The sequence below is a fragment of the Haloarcula sp. Atlit-120R genome (assembly GCF_003665885.1).
Taxonomy (GTDB): domain Archaea; phylum Halobacteriota; class Halobacteria; order Halobacteriales; family Haloarculaceae; genus Haloarcula; species Haloarcula taiwanensis.
On record NZ_QPLN01000002.1, the window covers coordinates 644,046 to 666,175 of the forward strand.

Sequence of the window (22,130 nt, forward strand, 5' to 3'; positions counted from 1 at the left end):
CCGTTTTCATGTTGTCACGTCCCATCGCGGCGAACGCAACTATCACGAGTGTGGCCGCCTTCGTCAGTGATAGATGGTTCTCGGCACTGACACGCGGGTCCTGACGCTGGCGTTCGCCCGGATGGCAGACGCGCTCGGCAACTCGTTTCTCATCATCGTCCTCCCCCTGTACATCGCCAGTGGTCAAGTGTCTCTCGCCGGCATTGCCGGCCAGCAGATATTCGGATTCACGCTCCAGACAGAGACGCTCATCGGGCTGGTGTTGTCTCTGTTTGGCCTGCTGAATAGCTTCGGCCAGCCCGTCACCGGGCGGCTCTCGGACCGGACCGGCAAGCGCCGGGTGTTCGTCCTCACCGGACTGGTGCTGTTCGCCATCGGTAGCGCGGCCTACCCGTTCCTCTCCTCGTACTGGACGGTGCTTGCCGCGCGGGCGTTCCAGGGCCTCGGTGCAGCCTTTACGATTCCGGCGACGGTCGCACTGGTCAACGACTACGCGGCGAGTGACGCCGAGCGCGGCGGGAACTTCGGCGTGTTCAACACTTTTCGGCTCATCGGCTTTGGCTTCGGACCGATTATCGCCGGTGTCGTCATCACCGGCGGACTCGCGGCGAACGACGTGGTGACCTACCGAATCGCCGGCACTGCGGTATCTGGCTTCACCGCCGCCTTCGCTATCGCCGTACTGGGCGCCGTTGTGAGCTTTGCCCTCGTCTGGGCGCTGATTCGGGACCCGCCGTTCGAGGCCGACGCGGGCAAGGACCTCTCGATAGCCGTCTTCGATCGGGAGGGCGGGGGGCTGGATTCGGTGTTCGTCCTCGGCGTTGGGACGTTCATGATGGCATCCACTATCGCGCTGTTTGCCACCCTCGAAGGCCCGATTCGGATGCGACTGGACGAGTCGACGCTGTTCTTCAGCGTCCAGTTTGCTGCCGTCGTCATCGCGAACGTCGTCTTTCAGGTCCCCATCGGCCGAGCGAGCGACCGGTTCGGTCGGCGACCGTTCATCGTCGCCGGGTTCGTCATCCTTGTTCCGTCGGTGTTTGCACAGGGTGTCGTGACAGGACCGTGGAGCATGCTCCTGGCGCGGTTCGTTCAGGGCATCGCCGTCGCGCTCGTGTTCGCTCCGTCCCTTGCCCTTGCCGGTGATCTGGCCGGCGCACGCGGGTCCGGAACGACGCTGTCGGTCCTGACGATGGCGTTCGGCCTCGGCGTCGCTATCGGGCCGCTGGCGTCGGGCCTGCTGTACAACGTCGGCTCGTTCAGCACGCCCTTCACCGCCGGGGCCGCGCTCGCGTTCGTTGGACTCGTCCTGACGTACACACAGGTCGATGAGACGCTAGACCTTGGGCCGGAGTCAGACCAGCCGGCACCGCAGGACTGAGCCCGAGAGCGCCACTGACTGCTCACCCGCCAGTCACGGTGACCACTGACCGGAATGATTAGGATGTACGACTCCATATGATGAGGTATGTTCACAGACCGCTCGGATGCGGCGCAACAGCTCGTGGCTGCGCTGCGCCGGCGGGATGCCGTCGCCGATATCGTCGTCACGCTCGCACCGGACGGTGTCCCTGTCGGCACCGTGGTCGCTGACGAAACTGGGCTCCCGATGGACGTCATTGTAATACAGCGCATACAGGCCCCAAACCATCCAGAACTGACTATCGGGGCCGTTGCGCCGGGTGGCTTCTCGTGGATCAACAGCCCGATGATGCGGTTTCTGGACGTGAACTGGGAGTACATTCAGGAGGCGAAGATTCACGCGAGCGACACTGTCGAGTCACGAGCGGTCGACTACGGCGAGACGTGGGGGCCGCTTGACGTGGCCGGCAAACGGGTGTTGTTGGTCGATGACGGGATTCCGACGGGTGCGGCGATGCGCGTCGCAATCCAGCGTCTCCGGAAAGGAGGTGCGAACGAGGTTATCGCCGCTGCCCCTGTCGCGCCGCCGGACGTGCTTGAGGAGGTCCAGCGGTGGACGGACGACGTCATCGTCCCGCTGAAACCGACAGCGTTTCAGGCTACTTCAGACTACTACGAAGAGTTCGATAGCGTGACAGACGAAGACGCGACGACAGCGCTCCCTGACCTCGTCCAGCGACGGTCGGCGTAGGTCCTAATTTGCCGCCTCAGACAAGTCGTTCGACCGTCTCCCGCACGGCTCGTGCGGCAGTTCGCACATCGGAGAGGCGGACGTACTCGCGTTTCGAGTGAGCGACAGCACCCAGTTCGTCGCCCAGGTCGCCGGGGCCGAACACCACGGTCGGGCCGTGTTCGGCGAAGTACGAGGCCTCCGTCGCGGCCCCGAACTGCCGAACTGCGCCGCCGCTGGCGTCCTGTAGTGTGCGGACCAGTTCCGCATCGGTGTCGGTCGCAAACGCCTCGGGGAACGGCGTGTCCGGGCGGATGAGGTCCACGGTGAGGCCCATGGACTCCGGAAGCCACTGTTCGAGGTGGGCCTGCAGGTCGCCACAGAAGGTCTCGCTCGTCTCCGGCGGGACGCTGCGCCGGTCGAATGTGATGGTACATTCGGCCGGGACCTGATTGGTCGCCTCGCCGCCCTCTATCATCGACGCCGTGAGGATGGGGTGGCCGAGCGTCTCGTGTTCACCTGGCCCTTTCTTTTCATCGTATGCCTCCATCGCCTGCAGAACCGGCGCGGCGGCCCGAATCGCGTTCTGCCCGCTGCCGGGGTCGGCGGCGTGGGCGCTCTCACCGTGGATAGTGACGGTCCCCTCGAACTGCCCGCGGGCGGCCGTACACACGTCGAGCCCGGTCGGCTCGCCGACGATGTAGCCGTCGGCGTCGACGGTCTCGGCGAGGTGTGCCCCGCCGGTCTGGGTGGTCTCCTCGTCTGTCGAAACCGCCAGCGTGACCCGGCCGTCGTCGGGCGTGACGGTGAGAAACCCGTCCAACAGGGCCGTGAGTGGCCCTTTCGCGTCACAGGCCCCGCGGCCACAGACGATGTCGCCGTCACCGTCGCCGCCGGTGCCGTCGACGGCTTCGCCCGGCCCCGGCGGCTCCGTCCGCCGCTCGTAGGGCAGATGCGGCGGCACGGTGTCGATGTGCGTGTTGAGGAGGATGTGGGTCCCGTCGGGATCGCCTCGCGAGGCGATGACGTTGCCGAGGTCGTCTATCTCCGGGTACTCGCCGGCGTCTTCCAGCGTGTCGACCAGCAGCGAGCGCATCTCGTCGACGCGCTCGTGGGAGGGCGTTTCGACGGCCCGCCGGTGGAACGAGGGGATGTCGAACGACATTACTGTTCCATGCGGGTCACGTCCGCCAGTGTCTCGCGCTTCCTGACAACTCGCGTCTCGCCGCCCTCGAAGCCGACCTCCGCTGGCCGGGGCTGGGAGTGGAACTGGTTCGCCAGTTCGTAACCGTATGCGCCGGCGTTGCCGATTGCCAGCAGGTCGGTCCGCTCGGGTCGGGCGACGGGCCGGTCAGTGCAGAACACGTCGGCGCTCGTACAGCAGGGGCCGCCCACGGACACCGGTTCGGCCTCGCGGTCCGGCGCGGTGACGTTCCGGATCGGGTGGTAGGAGCCGAACATCGCCGGCCGGATGAGCGTCGCCAGCGAGGCGTCGACGCCGACGACCGTCGCCGCGGGCGTCTCCTTGATCGTGTTGACCTCGGTCAGAATCAGTTCGGCGTCGGCGACGACGTAGCGGCCGGGTTCGAGTTTGACCTGCGCGTCGAGATCGCCGACGGCCTCGCGGACCTTCTCGCCGACCACGTCCATGTCCAGCGGCTCGGTCGTCTCGCGGTACGGGACGCCGAAGCCGCCGCCGAAGTCGACAAAGTCTAGCGCCGCGCCGTCGGCGATGACCTCCCGACCCATGTCTGCGACCTTCCCGATGGCCCGGCAGTGGTCGTCTAGGTCGTCGTGGAGGACGCCGCTGCCGGCGTGGGCATGCAGACCGACGAGATCGAACCGTTCGCGTACGTCCGCGGCGACCTCGGGGACCTCGTCGTAGGGGATGCCGAACTTCGCGTCCTTGCCGGTAGCGACCTTCTCGTGGTGGCCCGTGCCGATGCCGGGGTTGATGCGGATGGCGACCCGTCCGTCGTAGCCCCGCTCTTCGAGGCGGTCGAAGGTGTCCCGCGCACCTCCTGTAATCGTCAGCCCGGGATTCTCGGTGGCCAGCTCGACGGCACGGTCGAGGTCGCGATCCGGCGGGTTGACAGCCGTGTACTGGAGCGTATTCGGGTCCGCGCCGGCGTCGATGGCCCGCTGGAGTTCGCCCCAGGCGGCACACTCGATGTCGGCCCCGGCTTCGAGCAGTTTCGAGAGGACGGCCTGCCCAGTGTGGGCCTTCGCGGCGTACATTACGTGGGCGTCGGGAAACGCCGCAGCGAACCGCTTGTAGTTTGCTGCGACCCGGTCGAGGTCGACGACGTACAGCGGCGTGCCGTACTCGGCGGCGACTACCTCCAGGCGCTCGTGGTCCCAGTCCGCGAGACGGCGGACTGGCGGCGAGTCGTGGGTCATTGAGGAAACAACGGTGTCGGCGGCTAACAAGGGTTCCGTTTCGAGACCCAACGACGCCGGCCAGCGGCGACGAAAGCGGCGACGCGCCGGCTTCGTGCCCGTCGGCCGACGGCACGTCGGCCACTGTCAGGCCCCGCTCGCCACGCGCTCCGGGTCGTCGCGCGCCCTGACCGCGGTGTAGGTCTAGCCGAGCAGCAGGCCGTACACGAGATGGGCGACGCCACGACGAGGAAGTTCCCGAGCAGGCCCGGCAGCGGGACCAGCGGCTCGGTAAACGACTGGACCCCCAGCGCGCTCATCGACACCGGAAGCAGGAGTCCCGTCGAGAGCAGGCCGATGGCGGCGGCGAAGACGACGCCGGCCGCGACGCTCTCACCGACGGATGCAATCTGGCCGTGAAACACCGGCCGGGAGACGACGAACGCGAACAACAGGCCCGCGAAGACGCTGTGCAGCAGGTGGACGACCCACCCGCCGACGACGGTCGGCCAGCCGTACAGCGCCCCGACGAACGGCATGAGGTTCGCCCCGCGTGGAACACGACCCCATGCCGACGCCGGCGACCAGCCCGCTTGCACTGCCAGCGACCCATCTGTACCTCGCCACCGCCGAGACGCGAGAGACGGTGTGTCCCTGGCTCATGCGACAAAGTTTGTAATATGGAAGCAAATATACAGACGATTGTTCACGCCGCGGTAACCGGTGCTTGTTCGCATGGCCACAGCAGCACGCCCGGTGAGGGTACCCATCCTCACCCAGATACGGCACGTCACGGCTCACGATGGTCGCCCGTCGTCTACCGAGAACCGCTCCCGACGGTCGCGCCTCACGGCTTCGCCGTTCATCCCGTTACTCCACGGTTCGCTTCGCTCACCGTTCCGTCGAGGCTCGCTCACTGCGTTCGCGCGCCTCGCTACTCCCGAAGCGCGTCCTCTCGCTCCGTCGCTTCCAGCGTCTCCTCCTCCACGTCAGTCGCCACGACAGCGGGCTTGTACGCGCCCCCGGGGATGAGGTCGTTCTCGCCGACGGAGGAGTCGACGAACCGCTGGAATGCGCGCCGCTCCGGCGGGAGTTCGCCGTACAGCACCTCGCCCTCGACGAGGTCGTACACCGGAATCCGCGGCGTCAGGAGCGTGTTCTCGCCGACAATCGAGCCCTCACCGACGACAAAGCCGCTGGTGACGCGACAGCCAGCACCCAGCGATACTTCGTCCTCGACGATGACCGGCGCGTTCTCGACCGGTTCGAGGACGCCGCCGATGAGCGTGTTTGCGCCGAGCTTGACGTTCTCGCCGATCTGGGCGCAGGAACCGACGGTGTCACAGGAGTCGACGAGCGTGCCGTCGCCGACGTAGGCCCCGATGTTGACGAAGGAGGGCGACATCATGATGCAGTCCTCGCCGAGGTACGCGCCCCGGCGGATGGCGGTCCCGTCCGGCGTGTTGCGGGTCCCGCGCTCGCCGAGGTCCGCGGTCTCGCGCAGCGGCAGTACGTCGTGGTAGTCGACGCCGCCGTACTCGCGGGCCACCGTCTCGCGGAGGCCGAAGTTCAGCAGAATACCCTGCTTGACCCAGGCGTTTGCTTCCCACTCGCCGCCGGACTTCTCCGCGGCGCGGACCTCGCCGGCTTCCAGGGCCGCGAGGAACTCGTCGAGGATGGCGAGGTGGTCGTCGGTCGCGTCGGCCGCTGAGAGGCCGTCCTGTTTCCGTTGCCAGAGGTCGTCGATATCGGCTTTGAGGCTCATGAGAGTCACTATTTCTCGGATGGTATTACTTGTCGGGGTTTCGACTCGGGGCGACCGCTTCTGCACAGTACTGCCGGGGTCGGAAAATGGTTTTAATGTAACATAACCGCCAGGATGCACGACTGTCAGCTGACCTGGAAAAAAGTTTATTAAGATTATTGTAAATTTACAACCCGGATGACTGACGACGATTGGCACGATCGTTCGGTGAATCGGCGTGACTTCCTCAGCGGTCTTTCAGGGCTGGTGGCAGCCGCAGCGTACTCCAAGGAGGTCCCCGATGCGGTGGCAGCGCAGGTAACCGCTGGTGACGCTTCCGATACCCAGCAGGTGACATCTCCAGATGGCACTATTACGGTGACTATCGATGTCTCCTCGGGCGTCCCGCAGTACGAGGTTGCGTTCGGCGGGACGACGTACATCGCTCCGTCCCCGATCGGGTTCGAGTTCGCGGACCAGGCGGCCTTTGGCACAGCCGTCAGCGGGTCTGGACCGGACATCACTGTCACGGGAAGCGAGAGCGGAACCACCACAGAGACGTGGGAGCCGGAATGGGGTGATTTCGCGACAGTCTCCGAGGAGTACAGCTATCTCCGGGTCGGCCTGGAAGAAACGGCGAGCCCCGGCCGGTCGGCGAACATCGAAGTGCGTGTGTTCAACGACGGCCTCGGCTTCCGCGTCGCGTTCGACGACGACTTCGGCGACTTCACCATCAGCAGCGAGACGACGGAGTTCAATTTCAGCGGCGATTACACCGCGTGGTGGATCGAGAACGAGTACGTCAATCCCCGCTTTGAGCAGGAGTACACCGAAAGCTCGCTCAGCGACATTCCGGCCGGGAATAAGACGATCCGTCCCAACGACAACGTCGTTCGAGCCGGTGCACACACCCCGCTGACGATGGCGGCCGGCGACGGGACGTATCTCAGCGTTCACGAGTCGAACCTCGACGACTACGCGTCGATGGCACTCGCCTCCCAGTCCGACAGCGGGAGCAAGGAGATGGCCGTCGACCTGGCCCCGCTCCCGGACGGAAACAAGGTGTCGGCGTCGGCACCGCACGTCACGCCCTGGCGGACTGTCCAGATCGGGACCTCGCCCGGCGATCTCGTCGAATCACAGCTGGTGCCACTGCTCGCTGACCCGCTGGATGAGAGCGTGTTCCCGACGAATTCGGACGGTACAGCCGACACCAGTTGGCTGGAAAGTGGCCGGAAGTACACCGGTATCTGGTGGACCATGATCGCAGGCAGCGCCAACTGGGAGTACAAAAGCGACAGTGAAATCGAGAGCAACGGCAACAACCCCGCCGAATACGTCCACGGAGCGCGGACCGAGCGGATGAAGCGGTACATGAAGTTCGCCGACGAGCACGGCATCGACAGTGTGCTCGCCGAAGGGTGGAATCAGGGGTGGGACACCTACCCCGGGGACGGTACCGGGCTGGAGATGGCCGTCGACGAATCCTATCCGGATTTCGACGTTCAGGAGGTCACCGACTACGGTGCAAGCCGCTCGAACCCCGTCGAGATGACGATGCACAACGAGACGGCCGGAAACATCGTCACTTACGAGGACGAAATCAACACCGACAACATCTTCTCGGGCTACGAGAACGCCGGCATCCGGTCTATCAAGAACGGCTACGTCTCGGACCCCGGACTGGGCTTCGATGGCGACGGCTCGACCCCGTCGCACAACCAGCACTGTCAGACTGCGGTCAACCACCATCGCTTTGTCATCCAGCAGGCCGCCGCGAACCGGCAAATGCTGGAGATTCACGAGGGCATCAAGCCAACCGGGGAACTCCGGACCTACCCGAACGTCGCGGCCCGCGAAGTCGTCAAGGCGCAGGAGTACGACGGGTTCGACTCGCTGGGTGCGAACGTCGGTCGGGACCACCACGTCCTTCTCCCCTTTACCCGGATGCTGGCCGGTCCGACGAGCTACCAGCCCGGCATCTTCGACATCACGTTCAACGACAGCGAAGGCGACCAGATTCAGACCACGCGCGCCAAACAGCTCGCGATGTACCCGAACTATCTGGGCGGCATCCAGATGGCCGCCGACCGGATGGAGGCATATATCGACGAGTCGTTCGGAGTCGGTGAGTTCGTCCAGGCCCAATCAGGGACACTGAACGGCATGATTACTGCCGACCGCTGGCGCAATGCCTTCGGCGCGCACTACGTTCCAGTCGATCCGAACCGCGAGCCAGAGGGCGCGACGGTGCGTTTCACCGTCACAGATGTCCCCAGTGCCGGAACCTACGACCTCCACTTGCGCTATGCCGCCGACCAGGAAGACAATTCGACAGCGGTTCAAAACAACGGGAGTCCCGAAGCAACCCTCGTCGTCAACAGCACAGAGCAGACACTTACGCCGTCGTTCACCGCGTACTGGGACACCTGGGACATCCACACAGTCTCGGTCCAACTCGACGCGGGCACGAACAGGCTCGCTATCAAACTCGGGCCGAACGATGTCGGTGGCTTCAACCTCAACACCGTCGGCGTCACCGAGCAGGGTGCCGGCGCACCGTTCCCGGCTGCCTACACCGACTTCACCGACAGCGTCGCCGCCGCCGAGAACTACGACACCGAACCGGAGTTCGACTTCATCGAGACCGTCCCCGTGAGCTGGGACGAGACGGTCGCTGTCGACGGCCAGGTCGGGGACTACGTTGTCACGGCCAAGCGCAGCGGCAGCGAGTGGTATCTCGGCGCGATGACCGACGGAACTGCCCGCGACGTAACCGTCTCACTCGATTTCCTGTCGAGTCAGACTGACGGCTGGACTGTCACCGAGTACGCCGACGCTGCCGAGGCTGGTGTTGACAACAACCCGACAGCGGTCGTCATCAGCGACTACGACGTGACCGCAGGTGAAAGCGTGACCCTCTCGATGGGCGCAAGCGGCGGGACCGCGATGCGAATCGTCCCGTCCGACGGCAGTGACACGAACGACATCGTCTCCGGTGAAGCGTACGTCCTCCGGAACGAGAACAGCGGGAAAGCGCTGGATGTCGAGTTCGCTTCGACCAGTGACGGCACGAACGTCCACCAGTACGAGTACAGCGGCGGTGAGAATCAGCAGTGGGTCGTCACTGACCTCGGCACCGGCTACTACAAACTGGAAGCCGTCCACAGCGGGAAGGCGCTGGACGTCGAGGCGGCTGCGACCGGCGATGGCGCGAACGTCCACCAGTACGAGTACAGCGGCGGCGAGAATCAGCAGTGGGCCATCACGGAGAACGCCGACGGCACCTACCGACTGCTGGCACGCCACAGCGGAAAGGCGCTGGATGTCGAGGCAGGCGCAACGTCTGACGGCGCGAACGTTCAGCAGTACAGCTACGTCGGTGGTGACAACCAGAAGTGGACGTTCGAACAGCTGTAACCCTCGTATCGCCGCCCGCCGACACGTAATCGTCCTGTTCGCAGTTCTGTTTCGATGCGGTCGACCGCGAGCAGTGCAACCGAACCGGTTCGCGGCCAGGTACCAGGACCTCGGCGCGAGCTAATCCCGCTTCAGTCGGCCCCGTGGCCGGGAATGTAGCCGCACTCCGGGCACATACTGATTCGCAGAGCCGTTACTTCGAACGAGGTTGCACATCGGGGACAGTCAGACGCGGGGAGTCGAACGGATTGGTTCGTAGCCATGCGAAATTGTCGCACAGACCTACATATAAGTATGCTTCTAATATTTATCGCAGTGTACTAGTCCATATAATTAGATATGTACTGTGCAGCGTAGCCCGTATTACGCGTCTACAACGTCGCCGAAGGCGTACCAGCCGGCATCACGGCCGACGAGCCACGCCGCCGCATCGAGTGCGCCGGCGGCGAACACGCCGCGGTCTTCGGCCCGATGCGAGAGCGAGAGGACTTCGTCGTTACCGGCCAACACGAGTTCGTGCTCGCCGCGGACATCGCCGGCACGGCGGGCGAACACGCCGATTTCGTCCGCCTCGCGCGGGGCGTGTCCCTCCCGGCCGTACACCGGCTCAACGTCGCGCTCTTCCTGAATCACGTCGAGGATACTGGTGGCTGTTCCCGACGGGGCGTCGACCTTACGGTTGTGGTGGGTCTCCATGAGTTCGAGGTCGTAGTCCTCGAGCGTGTCGACAGCCTCGCTGACGAGGCGCTGGAGGACCTGAATCCCCTGCGAGAAATTGGTCGCCTTCAGCAGCGGAATCACCTCGCTTGCGTCTTGCAGGCGAGCCAGTCCGTCCTCGTCGAAGCCGGTGGTCCCGACGACCATCGGCACGCCTGTTTCGGCGCAGGCCTCGGCGACGGTCAGCGCGCCCTCGGGGACGGCGAAGTCGACGACAACGTCCACGTCGTACTCCCGGAGCGCCGTGGCGGCGTCGGCCGAGTCGACGACCGGGACGCCCTCGACGGCATCCGTCTCGCTGGTGGCGAAGCCGACCACGACCTCGCTGTCGGTGGCGGCCTCGATGACAGCGCCACCCATCTGGCCGGTGACGCCGTTGACCGCCACTCGCGTCATCGCTCGGCCTCCGCGTACTCGTCTTCGAGGTCCTCGGTTTCGAGCGTGGCGAGTACGTCACGCAGGTGGTCGAGGTGTTCGTCCGAGAGGCGAGTCAGCGGCGAGCGGAGATGTGCCGGGCCGTAGCCCCGGATCCGCATGGCCTCCTTGACCGGAATGGGGTTGGTCTCGACGAACATCGCGCGGAACAGCGGACCGAGTTCGTGGTGGATCTGGCGGGCGCGCTCGAAGTCGCCAGACAGCGCTGCGCCGACCATCGCGCAGGTGCGCTCCGGTTCGATGTTGGCCGAGACGGAGATACAGCCGGTGCCGCCGACCGACAGCATCGGCAGCGTCATCCCGTCGTCACCGGACAGCACCGCGAAGTCCTCGTCTCGTGTGCGCTCGATAATCTCGGAAATCTGGTTCATGTCGCCGCTCGCGGCCTTGTACGCCCGGATGTTCGGGTGCGACGCGAGCTCGACCGCCGTCTCGGGTTCGATATTCTGGCCCGTCCGCGAGGGGACGTTGTAGACGATCTGTGGCAAGTCGACGGCGTCGGCCAGCGTCGTGTAGTGGTCGATGAACCCCTGCTGTTCGGGCTTGTTGTAGTACGGCGAGATAAGCAACAGAGCATCAGCACCGGCTTCAGCGGAGCGCCGGGATAGCTCCAGCGCTTCCTTGGTGTTGTTCGAGCCCGAGCCGGCGATGACTGGCACGTCGTCGACGGCGTCGATGACCGCCTCGACGACCTCAATGTGTTCGTCGTGTGAGAGCGTCGCCGACTCGCCGGTCGAGCCGACAGGAACGAGGCCGTCGACACCAGCGGATTCGAGCCGCTGAGCGTCCTCTCTGAGTGTTTCGAAGTCAATACTGCCGTCCTGGTGAAACGGCGTGCACATCGCCGGGAACACGCCGCGGAAGTCGATAGCTGTCATTGCTGTGTGTCGAGTGTCGCTGTGGGTTCGGTTCTCCGGTCGGAAACGGTGCGACGGCCGGCCGAGACGGCCGGCTGTTGGTTGTCAAACGACCCGACCCGAGACGGAGTCGCCACGTCCGCCACGAGTCACTAAAACGTTGGCTTGCGCTTTGCGCGGACGACGCCCTCACCGGGGAGCCATGAGGCGGTTCCGGACTGAAGGCGTTGTCGCATGGTCGAGTAACTGCGTGTGACCGACTTAGCTTTTGTGTTCTCGCTGCCGCCGTTCACGGTCCAGCTAAAGTGCTATCGGGGCGTTGACGGAGCGACTACGGTTTAGTTATCTCACTGTTGTCTGAAACAACCGGTCAGTGGGCAGGTATCTTACTGAAACCCGATTACTCGCGTTCAACCCCAGATTGATTCTGGAACAGAGACGAGGAGAATCACGAAGAGAACGAGGGTGCCGAGACCGAGGGTTCGCAGCGCGCCCGCTGCACGCCGTCGGTCCGAGGGCAGGAACTCAGCGAATCCAGAGAGTCCGAACGCGATGCCTAAAAAAAGCATATTGTGAGGGCCGTCGAGTACAATCCCGAAATACACCCACCCAAGGATGCAGATGAGTGAGAAGAGTGAGAAGAGGAGACCCTGCTGCCGCCCCTCTGGCTCACGAAATACCATTCGTTGAATTGTCACCATACGTACTGACAGACGGTTGACCCAATAAATCGTTCGGCTGCACTACCGTATATCCGGTCCGTAGATTGATACATTCGGGCCGCGAGTATAACTGCTGAATCTACAACAACTGGGTAGTTGGGGCATAAATGCGCCGCTGTTTCACGTTTGTATCCCGAAAGCATATTCGGGCCGATAGCCAATACCTGATATGACAGTTTCCCAGCCGGGACAGCGCGTGGCCGTACTGGCCGACGCGCAAAACCTCTACCACACTGCCCGGAGTCTTTACTCGCGGAACATCGACTACGAGGCACTACTGGAAGAGGCCGTTGACGGCCGCGAACTGACTCGTGCTATCGCCTACGTCATCCGGGCAGACTCGCCCGAAGAAGAGACGTTTTTCGAAGCGCTCGTCGACATTGGCTTCGAGACGCGCATCAAGGACATCAAGACATTTCAGGACGGGTCGAAGAAGGCGGACTGGGATGTCGGAATGAGCCTCGACGCGGTCTCGCTGGCGAACCACGTCGATACGGTAGTGCTCTGCACCGGTGACGGGGACTTCGCCCGTGTCTGTCGGTATCTCCGCCACGAAGGCTGTCGCGTCGAAGCGATGGGCTTCGAGGAGTCGTCCTCCGAAGACCTCAAAGCGGCCGTTGATGGGTTTATCGACATGAGCGCCGATTCCGACAGGTTCCTGCTATAGCTACGCCAGCATGTGGGCTGCCGCTGTGACCACTGCTGGTTCACCCACGAGCGACATGCCCTCCCGCGGCTTCCCGTGGCTCGACAGACTCACAGCTACGGTGTTTGGGTTGTTATCGAAAAAATCGGCGGTTAGACCGGGCGACCGTCTTCTGACGTTCCAACGAGGAGGGCACCGGCGGCCAGTCCCAGTGCAGCAAGCGCTCCGGCGGCGGCCGGGATGCCGATGTCGATTGCCCCTGTACCAAGGATGAGCACAGTGCTGATCACCAGCAGTGCAGCACCCAGCATCACTTTTCGCGTGTCAGTAGCCATATCACCCGTTTCTAGGAAGTCATCCGGTATAAATTTCCCCAAAACCGACGGAGGAAAGTATGGCACAAGGCAGCAATGCACATTTTTCTGCGATATCGCCGCCGCTCTAGCATGATAATTTCGGCCCACCTTCATGACTGAAGCAGCAAACACATCCCCTTGTAGTGCCCCCAACCAGTTGGGTCACAGAGACGGTATGTTGCCACGCGCTGAGGATAGTCGAGACACCTCGCGGCTGCTCGTCACGAGCCAGGCGCGAGACGGAGACCCACTGCAGTTCCAGGCATCGTAGTCGGCCCTCCGACCACGGATTGGATACAGAGGCACGCGCCCCGTGTACTCGGGCCGGGGCGACTGACGGAGCGAACCAATGGCATTCCGGTTCGGGGCCGTCACCCGTCGGGCTGGACCGTTGATTCGGAACGGATCGGGGGGTGTGGCATTCTCATTGCCACACGATTTTGCCGGCCGTGGTCCGGGCAGCCACGGTCGGGCACACATCTCATTTCGAACTGCGCCGGATAGTGGGGCAGACAGAACCGAAAGGCGGTTTATGACCCGGCATCGAACACGAGCAATGAGTGACGACGAGTTCCGGGGGCTCCGGCGTGCGGCCGACTACCAGTTCGGCGGTGGCGGCGGGACGGCGCTGTTCGCAGGCCCTGACGCCCTCGACGTAACACACACCAGCTCCGGCCGTCCGCGACAGGTCCATGCCACGGACGGCCGCATCGCCACGTACGGTGCCGACGGCCGCTTTCGACTCGGGCTCGCCGGCGGGACCCGGCTCCTCGATGCGTTCGACACGCCGCGACACCGCGTGGTCGTCGGCGACGAGAGCGAGCCGTTCATCCGCGAGGGCCGCAACGCCTTCGCCAAGTTCGTCCAGTCGGCCGACCCGACGCTCCGACCGGGCGACGAGGCCCTCGTCGTCCACGAGGACGGCTCTCTGCTTGCCGTCGGCCGCGCGGAACTGCCCGGCAGCGGCATGGACGACTTCGAGACGGGGATGGCCGTGAAGGTCAGGCAGGGCGCAACGGACTGAGACGGAGTCTGTAGCGCCTCCCGGTACGTGTCGACCTTGGAGTTGGCACGCTCCGGCCCTGCTCGACACCGTCTCGTGTGACAGAAAGCATTTGCTGCTCCCGTCGGGACGAGCGATATGCGCCGCCGTACGCTCCTCGCCGCGCTCGCGCTCTCCCCAGTCGCCGGCTGTGTCGCACCCGGTGACGACACGGCGATGAACGGCTCGACGCCATCGACAGCGACAGCGACGCCAACAGCACAGTCGACAGCACCGACGACTGGAACATCACAGGACACACCGACAGTAACGCCCGCTCCTGACGACCCAATCCTGTTTGTCGTCGACAACGACACGGGCAATGAGCAGACCGTCACGCTCACGATCACACGCGACGAAACGACGCTCCTCGATGAGACGGAGACGCTGGCCGCTGGCGACTCGGTCGAGTACGACCCGATGATCGGTTCGACCGGGACGTACACGATTACCGTCGCGGTTGCTGGCGGTCCCAGCCGGACTCTCGAACGGACTATCGGCCGGTTTGCGGTCAGCAGCGGCTCGAACCACTTCGTTGACATCACCGCTGGCGAGATCAGGATATACTGGGAGGAGTAGTCACAACACGAGCCCGGACTGCAGCAGCCACACCAGCAGCGTGACTGTCACCGCGCTGGCGACGGTCGTCAGGAACACCGTCGCGCTGACGAGCTCACCCGGCGAACGGTCCCCGGTCCCGTGGCTGAACGCACCGACGAGGATGATGGTCGTCACGCCGGTTGGCGTCGCGAGCAGGAGCACGACCACCCGCGCGACTGTCTGGTTCTGGAACCCGACGGCAAGTACTGCGGCGAACGCGAGCACCGGGGCCAACAGGAGTTTCAATGCGCTGGCGATACCGACGGACTGGAAGTCGCTGTTCCCGTCGACGTTCGAGAGCTGTATCCCGAGGATGAGCAACATCACCGGAATCGAGGCGTTGCCGAGCAGTTCCAGCGTCTGCATCACCGTCGACTCCGTCGGCGGGACCGCGCCGAGCCAGCGGAGGCCGAGCGCGACGACGACGGCGTAGACGAGCGGCACACCGAACACGCGACGCATATCCGCCAGCGGACTGCTCGCACTGCCTCGGGCGGCGATGTAGATGCCGACGGTGTAGAGCAACACGCCCTGCAGCGCGGTCACGAGGACGGCGGTGCTCCGTCCTGTCGCACCAAAGGCGAAATCCGCCAGGGGAATGCCGTAGTTCCCAGTGTTGGGGAAGATAGAGACGAGGACGAACGCGCCCAGCAGCGGTTCGGAGTGTCCGGTCAGACGGCCGACGCCTTCCGCGAGGAGGAGCATCGCGGTGGTAAACAGCACGACAGCGAGGACGACGCTCAGAATCGTCCCGCCGGCCAGCGTCGACGTGGCCAGGCTATGGACCACCAGCGCCGGCGCGAGGACGTACACCGTGATGGTGTTGAGCGCGTCGGGGTCGGTGTCCTTCACCCGACCGAGTGCGAAGCCGGCCCCAGCGACGGCGACGACCGGGAGGATCGCCGTGGCGAAGATAGACAGCAGTGACACGGCGGGGATGCACGGGCGAGCCTTAGAACCGTTACGAAGCCGTGTGCGCGTGCCGGTTTTGTCCGGTCAGCCGGCCTGTCCCGTGACGAACACCTGTCCGGGTCCGGGTCGCTACGCTTTTCTGCCCTGCCCCGCCAGTCCTACGTATGTTTGGCGGAGGCGGCGGGATGAACCCGCGCAAGATGAAACAGATGATGGAACAGATGGGCATCGACATGGAGGACATCGATGCGCAGGAAGTAATTATCCGCACACCCGACGAGGAACTCGTCTTCGACGACGCGGAGGTCCAGCTCATGGAAGCCCAGGGCCAGAAAACGTACCAGGTCGTTGGCGAGCCCGAGAGCCGCGAACTCGACGCCGGTGAGGGCTCGGCCGCGGCCGACGACGCTGATGAGTCCGAGAACGATTCCGGCGTCGACGAGGACGACGTCGAACTCGTCGCCATGCGTGCTGGCGTCGACGAGGACACCGCGCGAGAGGCGCTCGAAGCCAACGACGGCGACCTCGCGGACGCGGTCGACCAACTGGAGTAACGTGGCGTACCTCTTCGTCCACGAAGACCGCGAGTACCTGCTGGACCCCGGCGAGCGGTTCGAATCCGACCTCGGTATTTTGGAGGTGCCCGAAGACGTTGAACCGGGCGATGTCGTCGAGACCCATCTGGGGACCAGCTTCACCGTCCGTCGGCTGCGCGGCCCGGACCTGTTCACCCACCTCGAACGCACTGGCGCGCCGATGATGCCCCGCGACGTGGGGCTGGTCGTCGGCAAGACCGGCGTGGCAGCGGCAGATCGCGTCCTCGACGCCGGTACCGGAACAGGCATCCTCAGTGCGTACATGGGCCGTATCGGCGCGGACGTGGTGACCTACGAACAAGACCCCGAGTTCGCGGAGGTCGCGCGCCAGAACATGGCGGTCGCGGGCGTCGCGGACACTGTGGAGGTCCGGACCGGCGACATCACCGATGACCTCGACGACCTCTCGGGCTTTGACGTGCTGACCCTTGATACCGAGGATGCACCGACCGTGGTCGAGCGAACGCCCACGCTGCTGGGACGGGGCGGGTCACTGGCGGTGTACTCCCCGTTCGTAGAGAACACGCGCGAGGTCGTAGAGACGGCCACCGAGGTCGGCCTCGACGGCGTCGAGACGCTCGACACCATCCAGCGGGAGATGGACTTCGACGACCGCGGCTCCCGCCCCTCGACCGGCGGCGTCGGCCACACCGGCTATCTGACGTTCGCGCGGCGTCCCTGACAGAACCTGTCAGTTCTGCCGAACCCCTGTTGTTGGGGTCGACTTTAAACATGTATGAGTACGTATGGGATACTGCATGAGCGAATCAGAGACGCCGATGGAGACGACAACCTGGCCAGACCTCGCAATCGGTCTCTACGACCGCCTGACCGGACGCAATGCGGAAATAACGTACGACTTCGACGACATGGAAGTCGACGTCCCGAGCAAGGCCGGCGAAGACGCCGAGCACGCTCGCTGGCGGGTCGACGGCACGCTGACTATCACGACACGCGATAACGACTGACAGTGGCCACGACGACGAAGGCGGTCGGCGATCTGTTCGACCTGCTCGAGCGAAAGCCAGACCTCCTCGTCGACGCCGATCTGACCGTCGAGCGGGACGGGGTCGCGTTCACCGTCCGGGGATACGACGACTTCGTCGCCGTCGACCTGCCGTCACTCGGGGCGGCGGTCGCCATCTGGCGGGACCGGCTGGTCGGAGGACCGGACGCCGCCGCGGCGCTGGCTGCTGCCGGACTGACGGCCGAAATCCGGGTCCGAGGCGCACCCGTCGCCCGCCTCGGTGTGGACGCCGTGCCGAGTTCGCTCGCGAAGCGACTTGGCCTCGGGCCGGTCCAGCTGTTCCTCGACGGCGCGCTCCTGGCGATTACGCCACGGCGCGGATGAGGGCAAGCAGTTCGGTCCGGTAGTCCGACGGCGACCGCCGGAGCCGCTCCGGCGGGTTTTCGACGTTCAAAAGTGTCGCCAGCGACCGGTCAGGGTATGCGCCGGCGGCGATGCGGAACCCATCGCCGTGCCAGACGCCGACCCAGCCGGTAATCGACAGCGTCGCATCGACCGGTTCGAGGTCGAGTTCGGCGCTGTAGGTCCGGAGCCGCGCCCGGTCGCCGCTGTCGACGCGGACCCGTTCCCGCCGCCCGCGCTCGATGGATTCGAACCCTCTGTCGGCCAGTTCCTCGGCGAAGGCCGACTGTGCTTCAGAGCGGACCGTCGGGAGAATCATCGCCGGCCCGACGCCGGGCGCAAGCGGCGGTGTAAACGACAGTGCGGTGGCGAAAAAGAACCGCCACTGGTGGTCGAGTCCGATTGCTTCCCGGACCGCCGCGCGTGTCTCGGCGGCGTCGTACACTTTCGTCGCTCCCTGGACGCGCGCCGTCGGTAGCTGAAAGACCGTTTCGACGCTCTCGTCGACGAGCTCCCAGCCGCCGTCGCGTAACTGGTCGGCGGGCACATCCGGGAACGCGGGGTCAGTGGGCACGGTCCGGCCTCAGTGGTCGTCCTCTCGCCACTTGTGTTCGCACTCGGTGCAGGTGAAAAAGCGTGTTTCGGACTCGTCGGCCGCGCGTATCTGCTTCATCTCGTAGAACGCTCGCTCGTTGCCACACTCTGGACAGCGTGCGCCCGTCGTCGGCCCCATGTCTTCGGCATCGACTTCGGAGGTGTCGACGACTTCCGACTCCTCCTGGCCCTGCGTGGTGACGGCCATTTCCTGTTCGGTCTCGGCGTTTCGAGCCTTCTCGTAGCCGCAACTGCCACAGACCCAGCGCTCGTCGTCCGTTTTCATCATCGAACCGCATTCGTCGCAAAACTCCATTGTAGTACCACCATTTGCTTGCCGGCCGTGTTAAACACCCGGTTTCGACCGAACCGCTCTGTCTCTCCGTGTCGCCGTACGCTGTGAGACGAACAGCAAAATCGGACTGGCGACCGTCTCAGTCGTTGCGAACCCACGCCGAGCAGGCTTCCATGTCGTCCATGACCTCACCGTGGAACGAACAGTACGGCTCGATGTCGCCGTCCTGCATCACGTACTCGAAGTGTCGGCAGTTCCCGCAGTAGGTGTCTGGCTCGCCCTGATGGACCGCCGTCTCGGTAATTGCGTCGTGCCCCGTCGTCGCCGTGCCGCCATCGGTCGACGGCGAGGCTTCCGGGCCGGCCTCAGCTATCCTCGGGTCGAGCGCGTTCTCAGAGGGCCCACTCTGGTCCCTTCGACGCGACGCGGTGTTTTGCTGCCCGGTGTTCGAGCGCGCGTTTGCCTGGCGGCCCGACTCCGTCGCTGCGCCGCTGTTCGACCGTCGCTGGGACCGCGTGTTGCGGTCAGACTGCGTGTCGGTCGACGGTTGGCGGTGGCGGCCGTTGACCGTGCGCGCATCATCCGAGGGCTGTCCGGTCCCGCCGTCGCTGACAGCACCGCTCGCTCCCGGTCTATTCGTCTGCGTCTCGACTGTGCCCTCCGGGTCCTGTCCGAAAAACCCGATGCCGCCCAGCCCCGGGAGCGTTCGGGCTTCCTCAACGAGGCGAATCGTCCCTTCCTCGGTCACTTCCATGCGTGCCGTCCCACCGGGGTCGTTTCGCGTCTTGAACGTCGCGAGCGACGCGAACAGACACCAGAACGTCGTCACGATGCCGGCGAAGTAGACGACGCCGGTAAGTAGTGCCAGCAGCGGGTCGTTGCTGGTCCAGCTGTAGGGATACAGCGACTGGAACAGCCAGACGCCGACCGCAGCGACGCCTGTCCCGCCAAGGGCAGTCAGCCGGATTCGTCGACTGGCCGGCAACACTGCGAACACGCCGAGGATAACCGACGGCAGCCCGAGGCCGGCGATGATGCCGGCGATTTGTCTAGCTGCGTAGGCGTCCAGCCCGTATCTGTTGCCGACGGTGGTCGTTGCGAGTGCGATTGCCCCGACGAGTCCGGCAACACCAACGAGAAACAGGACTGTCCCGACGAGTTGCTGGCGGCGCGATGCAACGCGCCCAACCTCCCCTTCGTACACGTCGGTGAGACTAGTCATGCAGTATACTACTGCTACATCGGATAAAACTACCCGTCAGACACACGCATGACGCGGGCACGCGCGAACGCGATCTGAGGGACACGCGAGCCGTTCCGAAAGCACTAATCGGACCCACGGGCACTGTTCGGGTATGAGCGACGACGAAAGCGAGGACGCGGAGGAGCCGGCTGTCAAACTCGGCGACGGACCTGACGTTGCCGGTGCGCCGCTGGCCCGCGTCTCGGCCCGGCTCACCTGGGGCATCGAACATAGCACTATCGTCGACCGCGAGGGGGACACGACGATCCGGACGCCGGACGGCCCGCAAAAACTTGAAACGGTACTCGAGGACGTCGACGTGCCGTACTTCGCTGAGCGTCAGGAGTTCGAGAGCGCAGTCCGGGACGTCATCGGGACGGGCCCCATCCCGACCGAGTAAGCCGGGTAGCGGACTTCTGTGGCACCAGCACGACCCATCCTAGTTACAGCTGCTGTGATCTGTATGGCGTGTGTTATTACTTTTCACACTCGCGGTCCGATATCGCGTCGAACCACAGGCTTTGATACCGTCTGTTGCGGAGACAGCGTGTGTTCCACAGAAGTGGCCTCTCCTGGAAAGAGCGGACCGCATTCGCGATCTGGGGACTCGGGGTTATCATCGTTCTCCGAACCCTGTATGATGTCTTCGGCGTGGAGGGGCGCGAATTAGCTATCGTGGCTGTTGTTCTGTTCTTTGGCTCGTTCTACGGCGTGTTCATGCCAGTCTGGCGACGGCTCTCTGCGGAGTGAAGCACAAGAAGAGCGTCTGTGCGGTCACAGCGGGTCAGCGGTCCGACGCAGTACGGTTCGCTACCGTAGCGCCACAACACAACAGCGTACAGTTACCGCATATTTTCGAGCGCACACACTGTGTCGGAGATAATCCACTCCGTCTCACAGTCGGCGTGCTCGATACTGAGCGCGTTGAAGGTCTCTCGTCCGTCATCGACCGTTATTTCGAACGCTCGGCTACGAAGCGACTCCGGGTGGGGACTCGGTGGGGACACACATCCCCCTCATAGGGTGGGACCGATAAACGAGTCGATTCGCGGCGAGAGGGCCGTAACACGCCGATTGGCCGCTGTCTGGCGATTGGTCAGGATTCGGTTCGGTCGCTCACTTCGGCTCTGCCGCGGCGCTTCCCAAACAGGTACGCGGCGACAATGAGCGCCAGGGGGACAACGAGAAACAGCCCCATCATGATGAGGAGGATGACCAGTTCGATAGCCCCGGGCATACCGGGAAACAGGAGGAGGGCCACATCCGCCGTACATCCGCCTGTCGCAAAAAGCCACCTGCCAGGCGAGCCCGGGGACTCGCTCCTGCGGTGTCCGATTCAGACGTGTGGCTTCGGCAGGAGGTCGTCGAACGCTTGCGCGTCCAGCCACTCACAGAGCCTGACGAGCTGTTCGGTCGCGGCCTCGAACATCTCCGCGCCCTTTTCGGCCGTGGCATCGGTCTGGTCGCCCAGAACACCGTTATCGGTGTTATCAGCGGCGTCGTAGAAGGTTCGCGAGCCGTACTTCTTTGTCTCGGCTGCCGCAACGCTCGGAATCCCACCGTCCCGTGCGTCTTCGAGGCGGTCGTCGTGAACTAGGTCGGAGCGCAGGTGTTGAATCATGGCCGTTTCTTTCGGGCCGCCGTGTGGTCCGTTCTGTTCGAACAGGTCGTCCACGAGGTCTGGGATGCTCTCGTTCCACATCCATTCGATGGCGTACAGCACTTCGTCGTCCCGGAGCCGACGGCCGACCTCACGGAGGTGCTCGACGTTCCCACCGTGAGCGTTCACGTAAATGACCCGGTCGATGCCGTGGTAGGCCAGATTCCGTGTGAATGACTCGACGTAGTCGCGAAACACCGGCGCGTCGACCCACATCGTCCCGTTGAACTGTCTGTGATGGGGGCTCACGCCGACGTTGATCGTCGGAGTACAGAGATAGCCCGTCCTGTCGGCGGCTTCTCTGGCGAAGGCTTCCCCGATGAGGTGGTCCGTCGCCAGCGGGAGATGCGGCCCGTGTTGTTCAGTCGACCCCAGCGGCACGAGCGCGAGCGACTCCGTCTCGAAATAGTCACCGAGGTCCGGCCAAGTCTCGTCGGCAAGGTACATACCA

Annotated in this window: 28 protein-coding genes; 13 read left to right on the forward strand and 15 right to left on the reverse strand. The window is 64.3% G+C overall.

Annotation, left to right across the window (positions count from 1 at the left end; genetic code table 11):
* The first annotated feature begins 73 nt into the window (after positions 1 to 73).
* Positions 74 to 1,381 (forward strand): MFS transporter, encoded by a 1,308-nt coding sequence (locus tag DVK01_RS10565; RefSeq protein ID WP_121536625.1) that lies wholly within the window; start codon positions 74 to 76, stop codon positions 1,379 to 1,381.
* An 87-nt stretch (positions 1,382 to 1,468) separates the two neighbouring features.
* Positions 1,469 to 2,113, forward strand: a complete 645-nt coding sequence (locus tag DVK01_RS10570; RefSeq protein ID WP_121536627.1) for a phosphoribosyltransferase — start codon at positions 1,469 to 1,471, stop codon at positions 2,111 to 2,113.
* A 16-nt stretch (positions 2,114 to 2,129) separates the two neighbouring features.
* On the opposite strand, the gene DVK01_RS10575 is transcribed toward DVK01_RS10570, so the two are convergent.
* The 3 genes from DVK01_RS10575 to DVK01_RS10585 are packed head-to-tail and all read right to left on the reverse strand — an operon-like array spanning position 2,130 to position 5,010.
* Complete coding sequence (locus tag DVK01_RS10575; RefSeq protein WP_101349601.1) at positions 2,130 to 3,257, reverse strand: M20 family metallopeptidase; 1,128 nt, start codon at positions 3,255 to 3,257, stop codon at positions 2,130 to 2,132.
* Complete coding sequence (gene lysA / locus DVK01_RS10580; protein WP_121510974.1) at positions 3,257 to 4,492, reverse strand: diaminopimelate decarboxylase; 1,236 nt, start codon at positions 4,490 to 4,492, stop codon at positions 3,257 to 3,259. Before lysA ends, DVK01_RS10575 begins: the two co-directional genes overlap by 1 nt.
* A 23-nt stretch (positions 4,493 to 4,515) precedes the next feature.
* The gene (locus tag DVK01_RS10585) at positions 4,516 to 5,010 is read right to left on the reverse strand and encodes a hypothetical protein (RefSeq protein ID WP_233562761.1); all 495 of its coding nucleotides are present in this window, start codon (positions 5,008 to 5,010) and stop codon (positions 4,516 to 4,518) included.
* A 14-nt stretch (positions 5,011 to 5,024) separates the two neighbouring features.
* On the opposite strand from DVK01_RS10585, the gene DVK01_RS22840 reads away from it, so the two are divergent.
* Positions 5,025 to 5,150, forward strand: coding sequence for a hypothetical protein (locus DVK01_RS22840; protein WP_255410215.1), 126 nt, complete (start codon positions 5,025 to 5,027; stop codon positions 5,148 to 5,150).
* Positions 5,151 to 5,405: 255 nt separating this feature from the next.
* On the opposite strand, the gene DVK01_RS10590 is transcribed toward DVK01_RS22840, so the two are convergent.
* Positions 5,406 to 6,236 (reverse strand): 2,3,4,5-tetrahydropyridine-2,6-dicarboxylate N-succinyltransferase, encoded by an 831-nt coding sequence (locus tag DVK01_RS10590; protein ID WP_121536629.1) that lies wholly within the window; start codon positions 6,234 to 6,236, stop codon positions 5,406 to 5,408.
* A 177-nt stretch (positions 6,237 to 6,413) separates the two neighbouring features.
* On the opposite strand from DVK01_RS10590, the gene DVK01_RS10595 reads away from it, so the two are divergent.
* Entirely contained in the window at positions 6,414 to 9,635 is a 3,222-nt protein-coding gene (locus DVK01_RS10595) for a glycoside hydrolase family 97 catalytic domain-containing protein (protein WP_121536631.1), read from the forward strand.
* Positions 9,636 to 9,998: 363 nt separating this feature from the next.
* On the opposite strand, the gene dapB is transcribed toward DVK01_RS10595, so the two are convergent.
* The 3 genes from dapB to DVK01_RS10610 all read right to left on the reverse strand — a co-directional run bounded on the left by dapB (position 9,999) and on the right by DVK01_RS10610 (position 12,345).
* A complete protein-coding gene (gene dapB / locus DVK01_RS10600; protein WP_121536633.1) occupies positions 9,999 to 10,748 on the reverse strand; it encodes a 4-hydroxy-tetrahydrodipicolinate reductase in 750 nt (249 codons plus the stop codon).
* Positions 10,745 to 11,665 (reverse strand): 4-hydroxy-tetrahydrodipicolinate synthase, encoded by a 921-nt coding sequence (dapA, locus tag DVK01_RS10605; protein ID WP_101349606.1) that lies wholly within the window; start codon positions 11,663 to 11,665, stop codon positions 10,745 to 10,747. Before dapA ends, dapB begins: the two co-directional genes overlap by 4 nt.
* 389 nt (positions 11,666 to 12,054) lie before the next feature.
* On the reverse strand, positions 12,055 to 12,345 hold the full coding sequence (locus tag DVK01_RS10610) for a hypothetical protein (RefSeq protein ID WP_233562762.1): 291 nt from the start codon (positions 12,343 to 12,345) through the stop codon (positions 12,055 to 12,057).
* 190 nt (positions 12,346 to 12,535) lie between these two features.
* Between DVK01_RS10610 and DVK01_RS10615 the strand changes: the two genes are divergently transcribed.
* Positions 12,536 to 13,033 carry an NYN domain-containing protein gene (locus DVK01_RS10615; protein WP_053968536.1) on the forward strand — a complete coding sequence of 166 codons (498 nt, stop codon included), beginning with the start codon at positions 12,536 to 12,538 and terminating at the stop codon, positions 13,031 to 13,033.
* A gap of 131 nt (positions 13,034 to 13,164) precedes the next feature.
* Here the strand turns inward: DVK01_RS10615 and DVK01_RS10620 are convergent, their stop codons facing one another.
* Complete coding sequence (locus DVK01_RS10620; protein WP_053968535.1) at positions 13,165 to 13,347, reverse strand: hypothetical protein; 183 nt, start codon at positions 13,345 to 13,347, stop codon at positions 13,165 to 13,167.
* A 577-nt stretch (positions 13,348 to 13,924) separates the two neighbouring features.
* Between DVK01_RS10620 and DVK01_RS10625 the strand changes: the two genes are divergently transcribed.
* Together DVK01_RS10625 and DVK01_RS10630 are read left to right on the forward strand one after the other, a co-directional pair.
* Positions 13,925 to 14,392 carry a PUA domain-containing protein gene (locus tag DVK01_RS10625; protein ID WP_101349607.1) on the forward strand — a complete coding sequence of 156 codons (468 nt, stop codon included), beginning with the start codon at positions 13,925 to 13,927 and terminating at the stop codon, positions 14,390 to 14,392.
* 117 nt (positions 14,393 to 14,509) lie between these two features.
* Complete coding sequence (locus DVK01_RS10630; RefSeq protein ID WP_121536635.1) at positions 14,510 to 14,989, forward strand: hypothetical protein; 480 nt, start codon at positions 14,510 to 14,512, stop codon at positions 14,987 to 14,989.
* Here DVK01_RS10630 and DVK01_RS10635 read toward each other — a convergent pair whose 3' ends face one another.
* Positions 14,990 to 15,940 (reverse strand): AEC family transporter, encoded by a 951-nt coding sequence (locus DVK01_RS10635; RefSeq protein ID WP_101349609.1) that lies wholly within the window; start codon positions 15,938 to 15,940, stop codon positions 14,990 to 14,992.
* 146 nt (positions 15,941 to 16,086) lie between these two features.
* Here DVK01_RS10635 and DVK01_RS10640 point away from each other — a divergent pair, with 146 nt between their 5' ends.
* The 4 genes from DVK01_RS10640 to DVK01_RS10655 all read left to right on the forward strand — a co-directional run bounded on the left by DVK01_RS10640 (position 16,087) and on the right by DVK01_RS10655 (position 17,869).
* Positions 16,087 to 16,476, forward strand: coding sequence for a nascent polypeptide-associated complex protein (locus tag DVK01_RS10640; RefSeq protein ID WP_101349610.1), 390 nt, complete (start codon positions 16,087 to 16,089; stop codon positions 16,474 to 16,476).
* 1 nt (position 16,477) lies between these two features.
* Entirely contained in the window at positions 16,478 to 17,200 is a 723-nt protein-coding gene (locus DVK01_RS10645) for a methyltransferase domain-containing protein (protein WP_121536637.1), read from the forward strand.
* A gap of 76 nt (positions 17,201 to 17,276) precedes the next feature.
* A complete protein-coding gene (locus tag DVK01_RS10650) occupies positions 17,277 to 17,486 on the forward strand; it encodes a hypothetical protein (protein ID WP_004962941.1) in 210 nt (69 codons plus the stop codon).
* A gap of 2 nt (positions 17,487 to 17,488) precedes the next feature.
* Positions 17,489 to 17,869: a hypothetical protein gene (locus DVK01_RS10655; protein ID WP_101349612.1), complete on the forward strand. Its 381-nt coding sequence runs from the start codon at positions 17,489 to 17,491 to the stop codon at positions 17,867 to 17,869.
* On the opposite strand, the gene DVK01_RS10660 is transcribed toward DVK01_RS10655, so the two are convergent.
* From DVK01_RS10660 to DVK01_RS10670, 3 genes are all read right to left on the reverse strand, one after another.
* Entirely contained in the window at positions 17,850 to 18,461 is a 612-nt protein-coding gene (locus DVK01_RS10660; RefSeq protein ID WP_101349613.1) for a hypothetical protein, read from the reverse strand. The genes DVK01_RS10655 and DVK01_RS10660 overlap by 20 nt on opposite strands.
* Before the next feature lie 9 nt (positions 18,462 to 18,470).
* On the reverse strand, positions 18,471 to 18,797 hold the full coding sequence (locus tag DVK01_RS10665) for a transcription factor S (RefSeq protein WP_005535365.1): 327 nt from the start codon (positions 18,795 to 18,797) through the stop codon (positions 18,471 to 18,473).
* 118 nt (positions 18,798 to 18,915) lie between these two features.
* Entirely contained in the window at positions 18,916 to 19,998 is a 1,083-nt protein-coding gene (locus DVK01_RS10670) for a hypothetical protein (RefSeq protein WP_101349614.1), read from the reverse strand.
* 133 nt (positions 19,999 to 20,131) lie between these two features.
* On the opposite strand from DVK01_RS10670, the gene DVK01_RS10675 reads away from it, so the two are divergent.
* Positions 20,132 to 20,419: a DUF5789 family protein gene (locus tag DVK01_RS10675; RefSeq protein ID WP_121536639.1), complete on the forward strand. Its 288-nt coding sequence runs from the start codon at positions 20,132 to 20,134 to the stop codon at positions 20,417 to 20,419.
* A 149-nt stretch (positions 20,420 to 20,568) separates the two neighbouring features.
* A complete protein-coding gene (locus DVK01_RS10680; RefSeq protein WP_121536641.1) occupies positions 20,569 to 20,769 on the forward strand; it encodes a hypothetical protein in 201 nt (66 codons plus the stop codon).
* A gap of 92 nt (positions 20,770 to 20,861) precedes the next feature.
* Here DVK01_RS10680 and DVK01_RS22220 read toward each other — a convergent pair whose 3' ends face one another.
* The 3 genes from DVK01_RS22220 to DVK01_RS10685 all read right to left on the reverse strand — a co-directional run bounded on the left by DVK01_RS22220 (position 20,862) and on the right by DVK01_RS10685 (position 22,126).
* The gene (locus DVK01_RS22220) at positions 20,862 to 21,026 is read right to left on the reverse strand and encodes a hypothetical protein (protein WP_004962921.1); all 165 of its coding nucleotides are present in this window, start codon (positions 21,024 to 21,026) and stop codon (positions 20,862 to 20,864) included.
* Positions 21,027 to 21,115: 89 nt separating this feature from the next.
* On the reverse strand, positions 21,116 to 21,280 hold the full coding sequence (locus tag DVK01_RS21825) for a hypothetical protein (protein ID WP_158598762.1): 165 nt from the start codon (positions 21,278 to 21,280) through the stop codon (positions 21,116 to 21,118).
* Positions 21,281 to 21,355: 75 nt separating this feature from the next.
* Positions 21,356 to 22,126, reverse strand: a complete 771-nt coding sequence (locus DVK01_RS10685) for a creatininase family protein (protein WP_121536643.1) — start codon at positions 22,124 to 22,126, stop codon at positions 21,356 to 21,358.
* Positions 22,127 to 22,130: the final 4 nt, after the last annotated feature.

Coding starts and splice junctions, on each gene's coding strand:
- DVK01_RS10675 (WP_121536639.1), top strand. CDS start 20,132: ATGAGCGACGACGAAAGCGAGGACGCGGAGGAGCCGGCTGTCAAACTC.
- DVK01_RS10665 (WP_005535365.1), bottom strand. CDS start 18,797: ATGGAGTTTTGCGACGAATGCGGTTCGATGATGAAAACGGACGACGAG.
- DVK01_RS10610 (WP_233562762.1), bottom strand. CDS start 12,345: ATGGTGACAATTCAACGAATGGTATTTCGTGAGCCAGAGGGGCGGCAG.
- DVK01_RS10630 (WP_121536635.1), top strand. CDS start 14,510: ATGCGCCGCCGTACGCTCCTCGCCGCGCTCGCGCTCTCCCCAGTCGCC.
- DVK01_RS10595 (WP_121536631.1), top strand. CDS start 6,414: ATGACTGACGACGATTGGCACGATCGTTCGGTGAATCGGCGTGACTTC.
- DVK01_RS10640 (WP_101349610.1), top strand. CDS start 16,087: ATGTTTGGCGGAGGCGGCGGGATGAACCCGCGCAAGATGAAACAGATG.
- DVK01_RS10575 (WP_101349601.1), bottom strand. CDS start 3,257: ATGTCGTTCGACATCCCCTCGTTCCACCGGCGGGCCGTCGAAACGCCC.
- DVK01_RS10650 (WP_004962941.1), top strand. CDS start 17,277: ATGAGCGAATCAGAGACGCCGATGGAGACGACAACCTGGCCAGACCTC.
- DVK01_RS10615 (WP_053968536.1), top strand. CDS start 12,536: ATGACAGTTTCCCAGCCGGGACAGCGCGTGGCCGTACTGGCCGACGCG.
- dapA (WP_101349606.1), bottom strand. CDS start 11,665: ATGACAGCTATCGACTTCCGCGGCGTGTTCCCGGCGATGTGCACGCCG.
- DVK01_RS10565 (WP_121536625.1), top strand. CDS start 74: ATGGTTCTCGGCACTGACACGCGGGTCCTGACGCTGGCGTTCGCCCGG.
- DVK01_RS10590 (WP_121536629.1), bottom strand. CDS start 6,236: ATGAGCCTCAAAGCCGATATCGACGACCTCTGGCAACGGAAACAGGAC.
- DVK01_RS10625 (WP_101349607.1), top strand. CDS start 13,925: ATGAGTGACGACGAGTTCCGGGGGCTCCGGCGTGCGGCCGACTACCAG.
- dapB (WP_121536633.1), bottom strand. CDS start 10,748: ATGACGCGAGTGGCGGTCAACGGCGTCACCGGCCAGATGGGTGGCGCT.
- DVK01_RS10670 (WP_101349614.1), bottom strand. CDS start 19,998: ATGACTAGTCTCACCGACGTGTACGAAGGGGAGGTTGGGCGCGTTGCA.
- DVK01_RS10620 (WP_053968535.1), bottom strand. CDS start 13,347: ATGGCTACTGACACGCGAAAAGTGATGCTGGGTGCTGCACTGCTGGTG.
- DVK01_RS10570 (WP_121536627.1), top strand. CDS start 1,469: ATGTTCACAGACCGCTCGGATGCGGCGCAACAGCTCGTGGCTGCGCTG.
- DVK01_RS10685 (WP_121536643.1), bottom strand. CDS start 22,126: ATGTACCTTGCCGACGAGACTTGGCCGGACCTCGGTGACTATTTCGAG.
- DVK01_RS10585 (WP_233562761.1), bottom strand. CDS start 5,010: ATGCCGTTCGTCGGGGCGCTGTACGGCTGGCCGACCGTCGTCGGCGGG.
- lysA (WP_121510974.1), bottom strand. CDS start 4,492: ATGACCCACGACTCGCCGCCAGTCCGCCGTCTCGCGGACTGGGACCAC.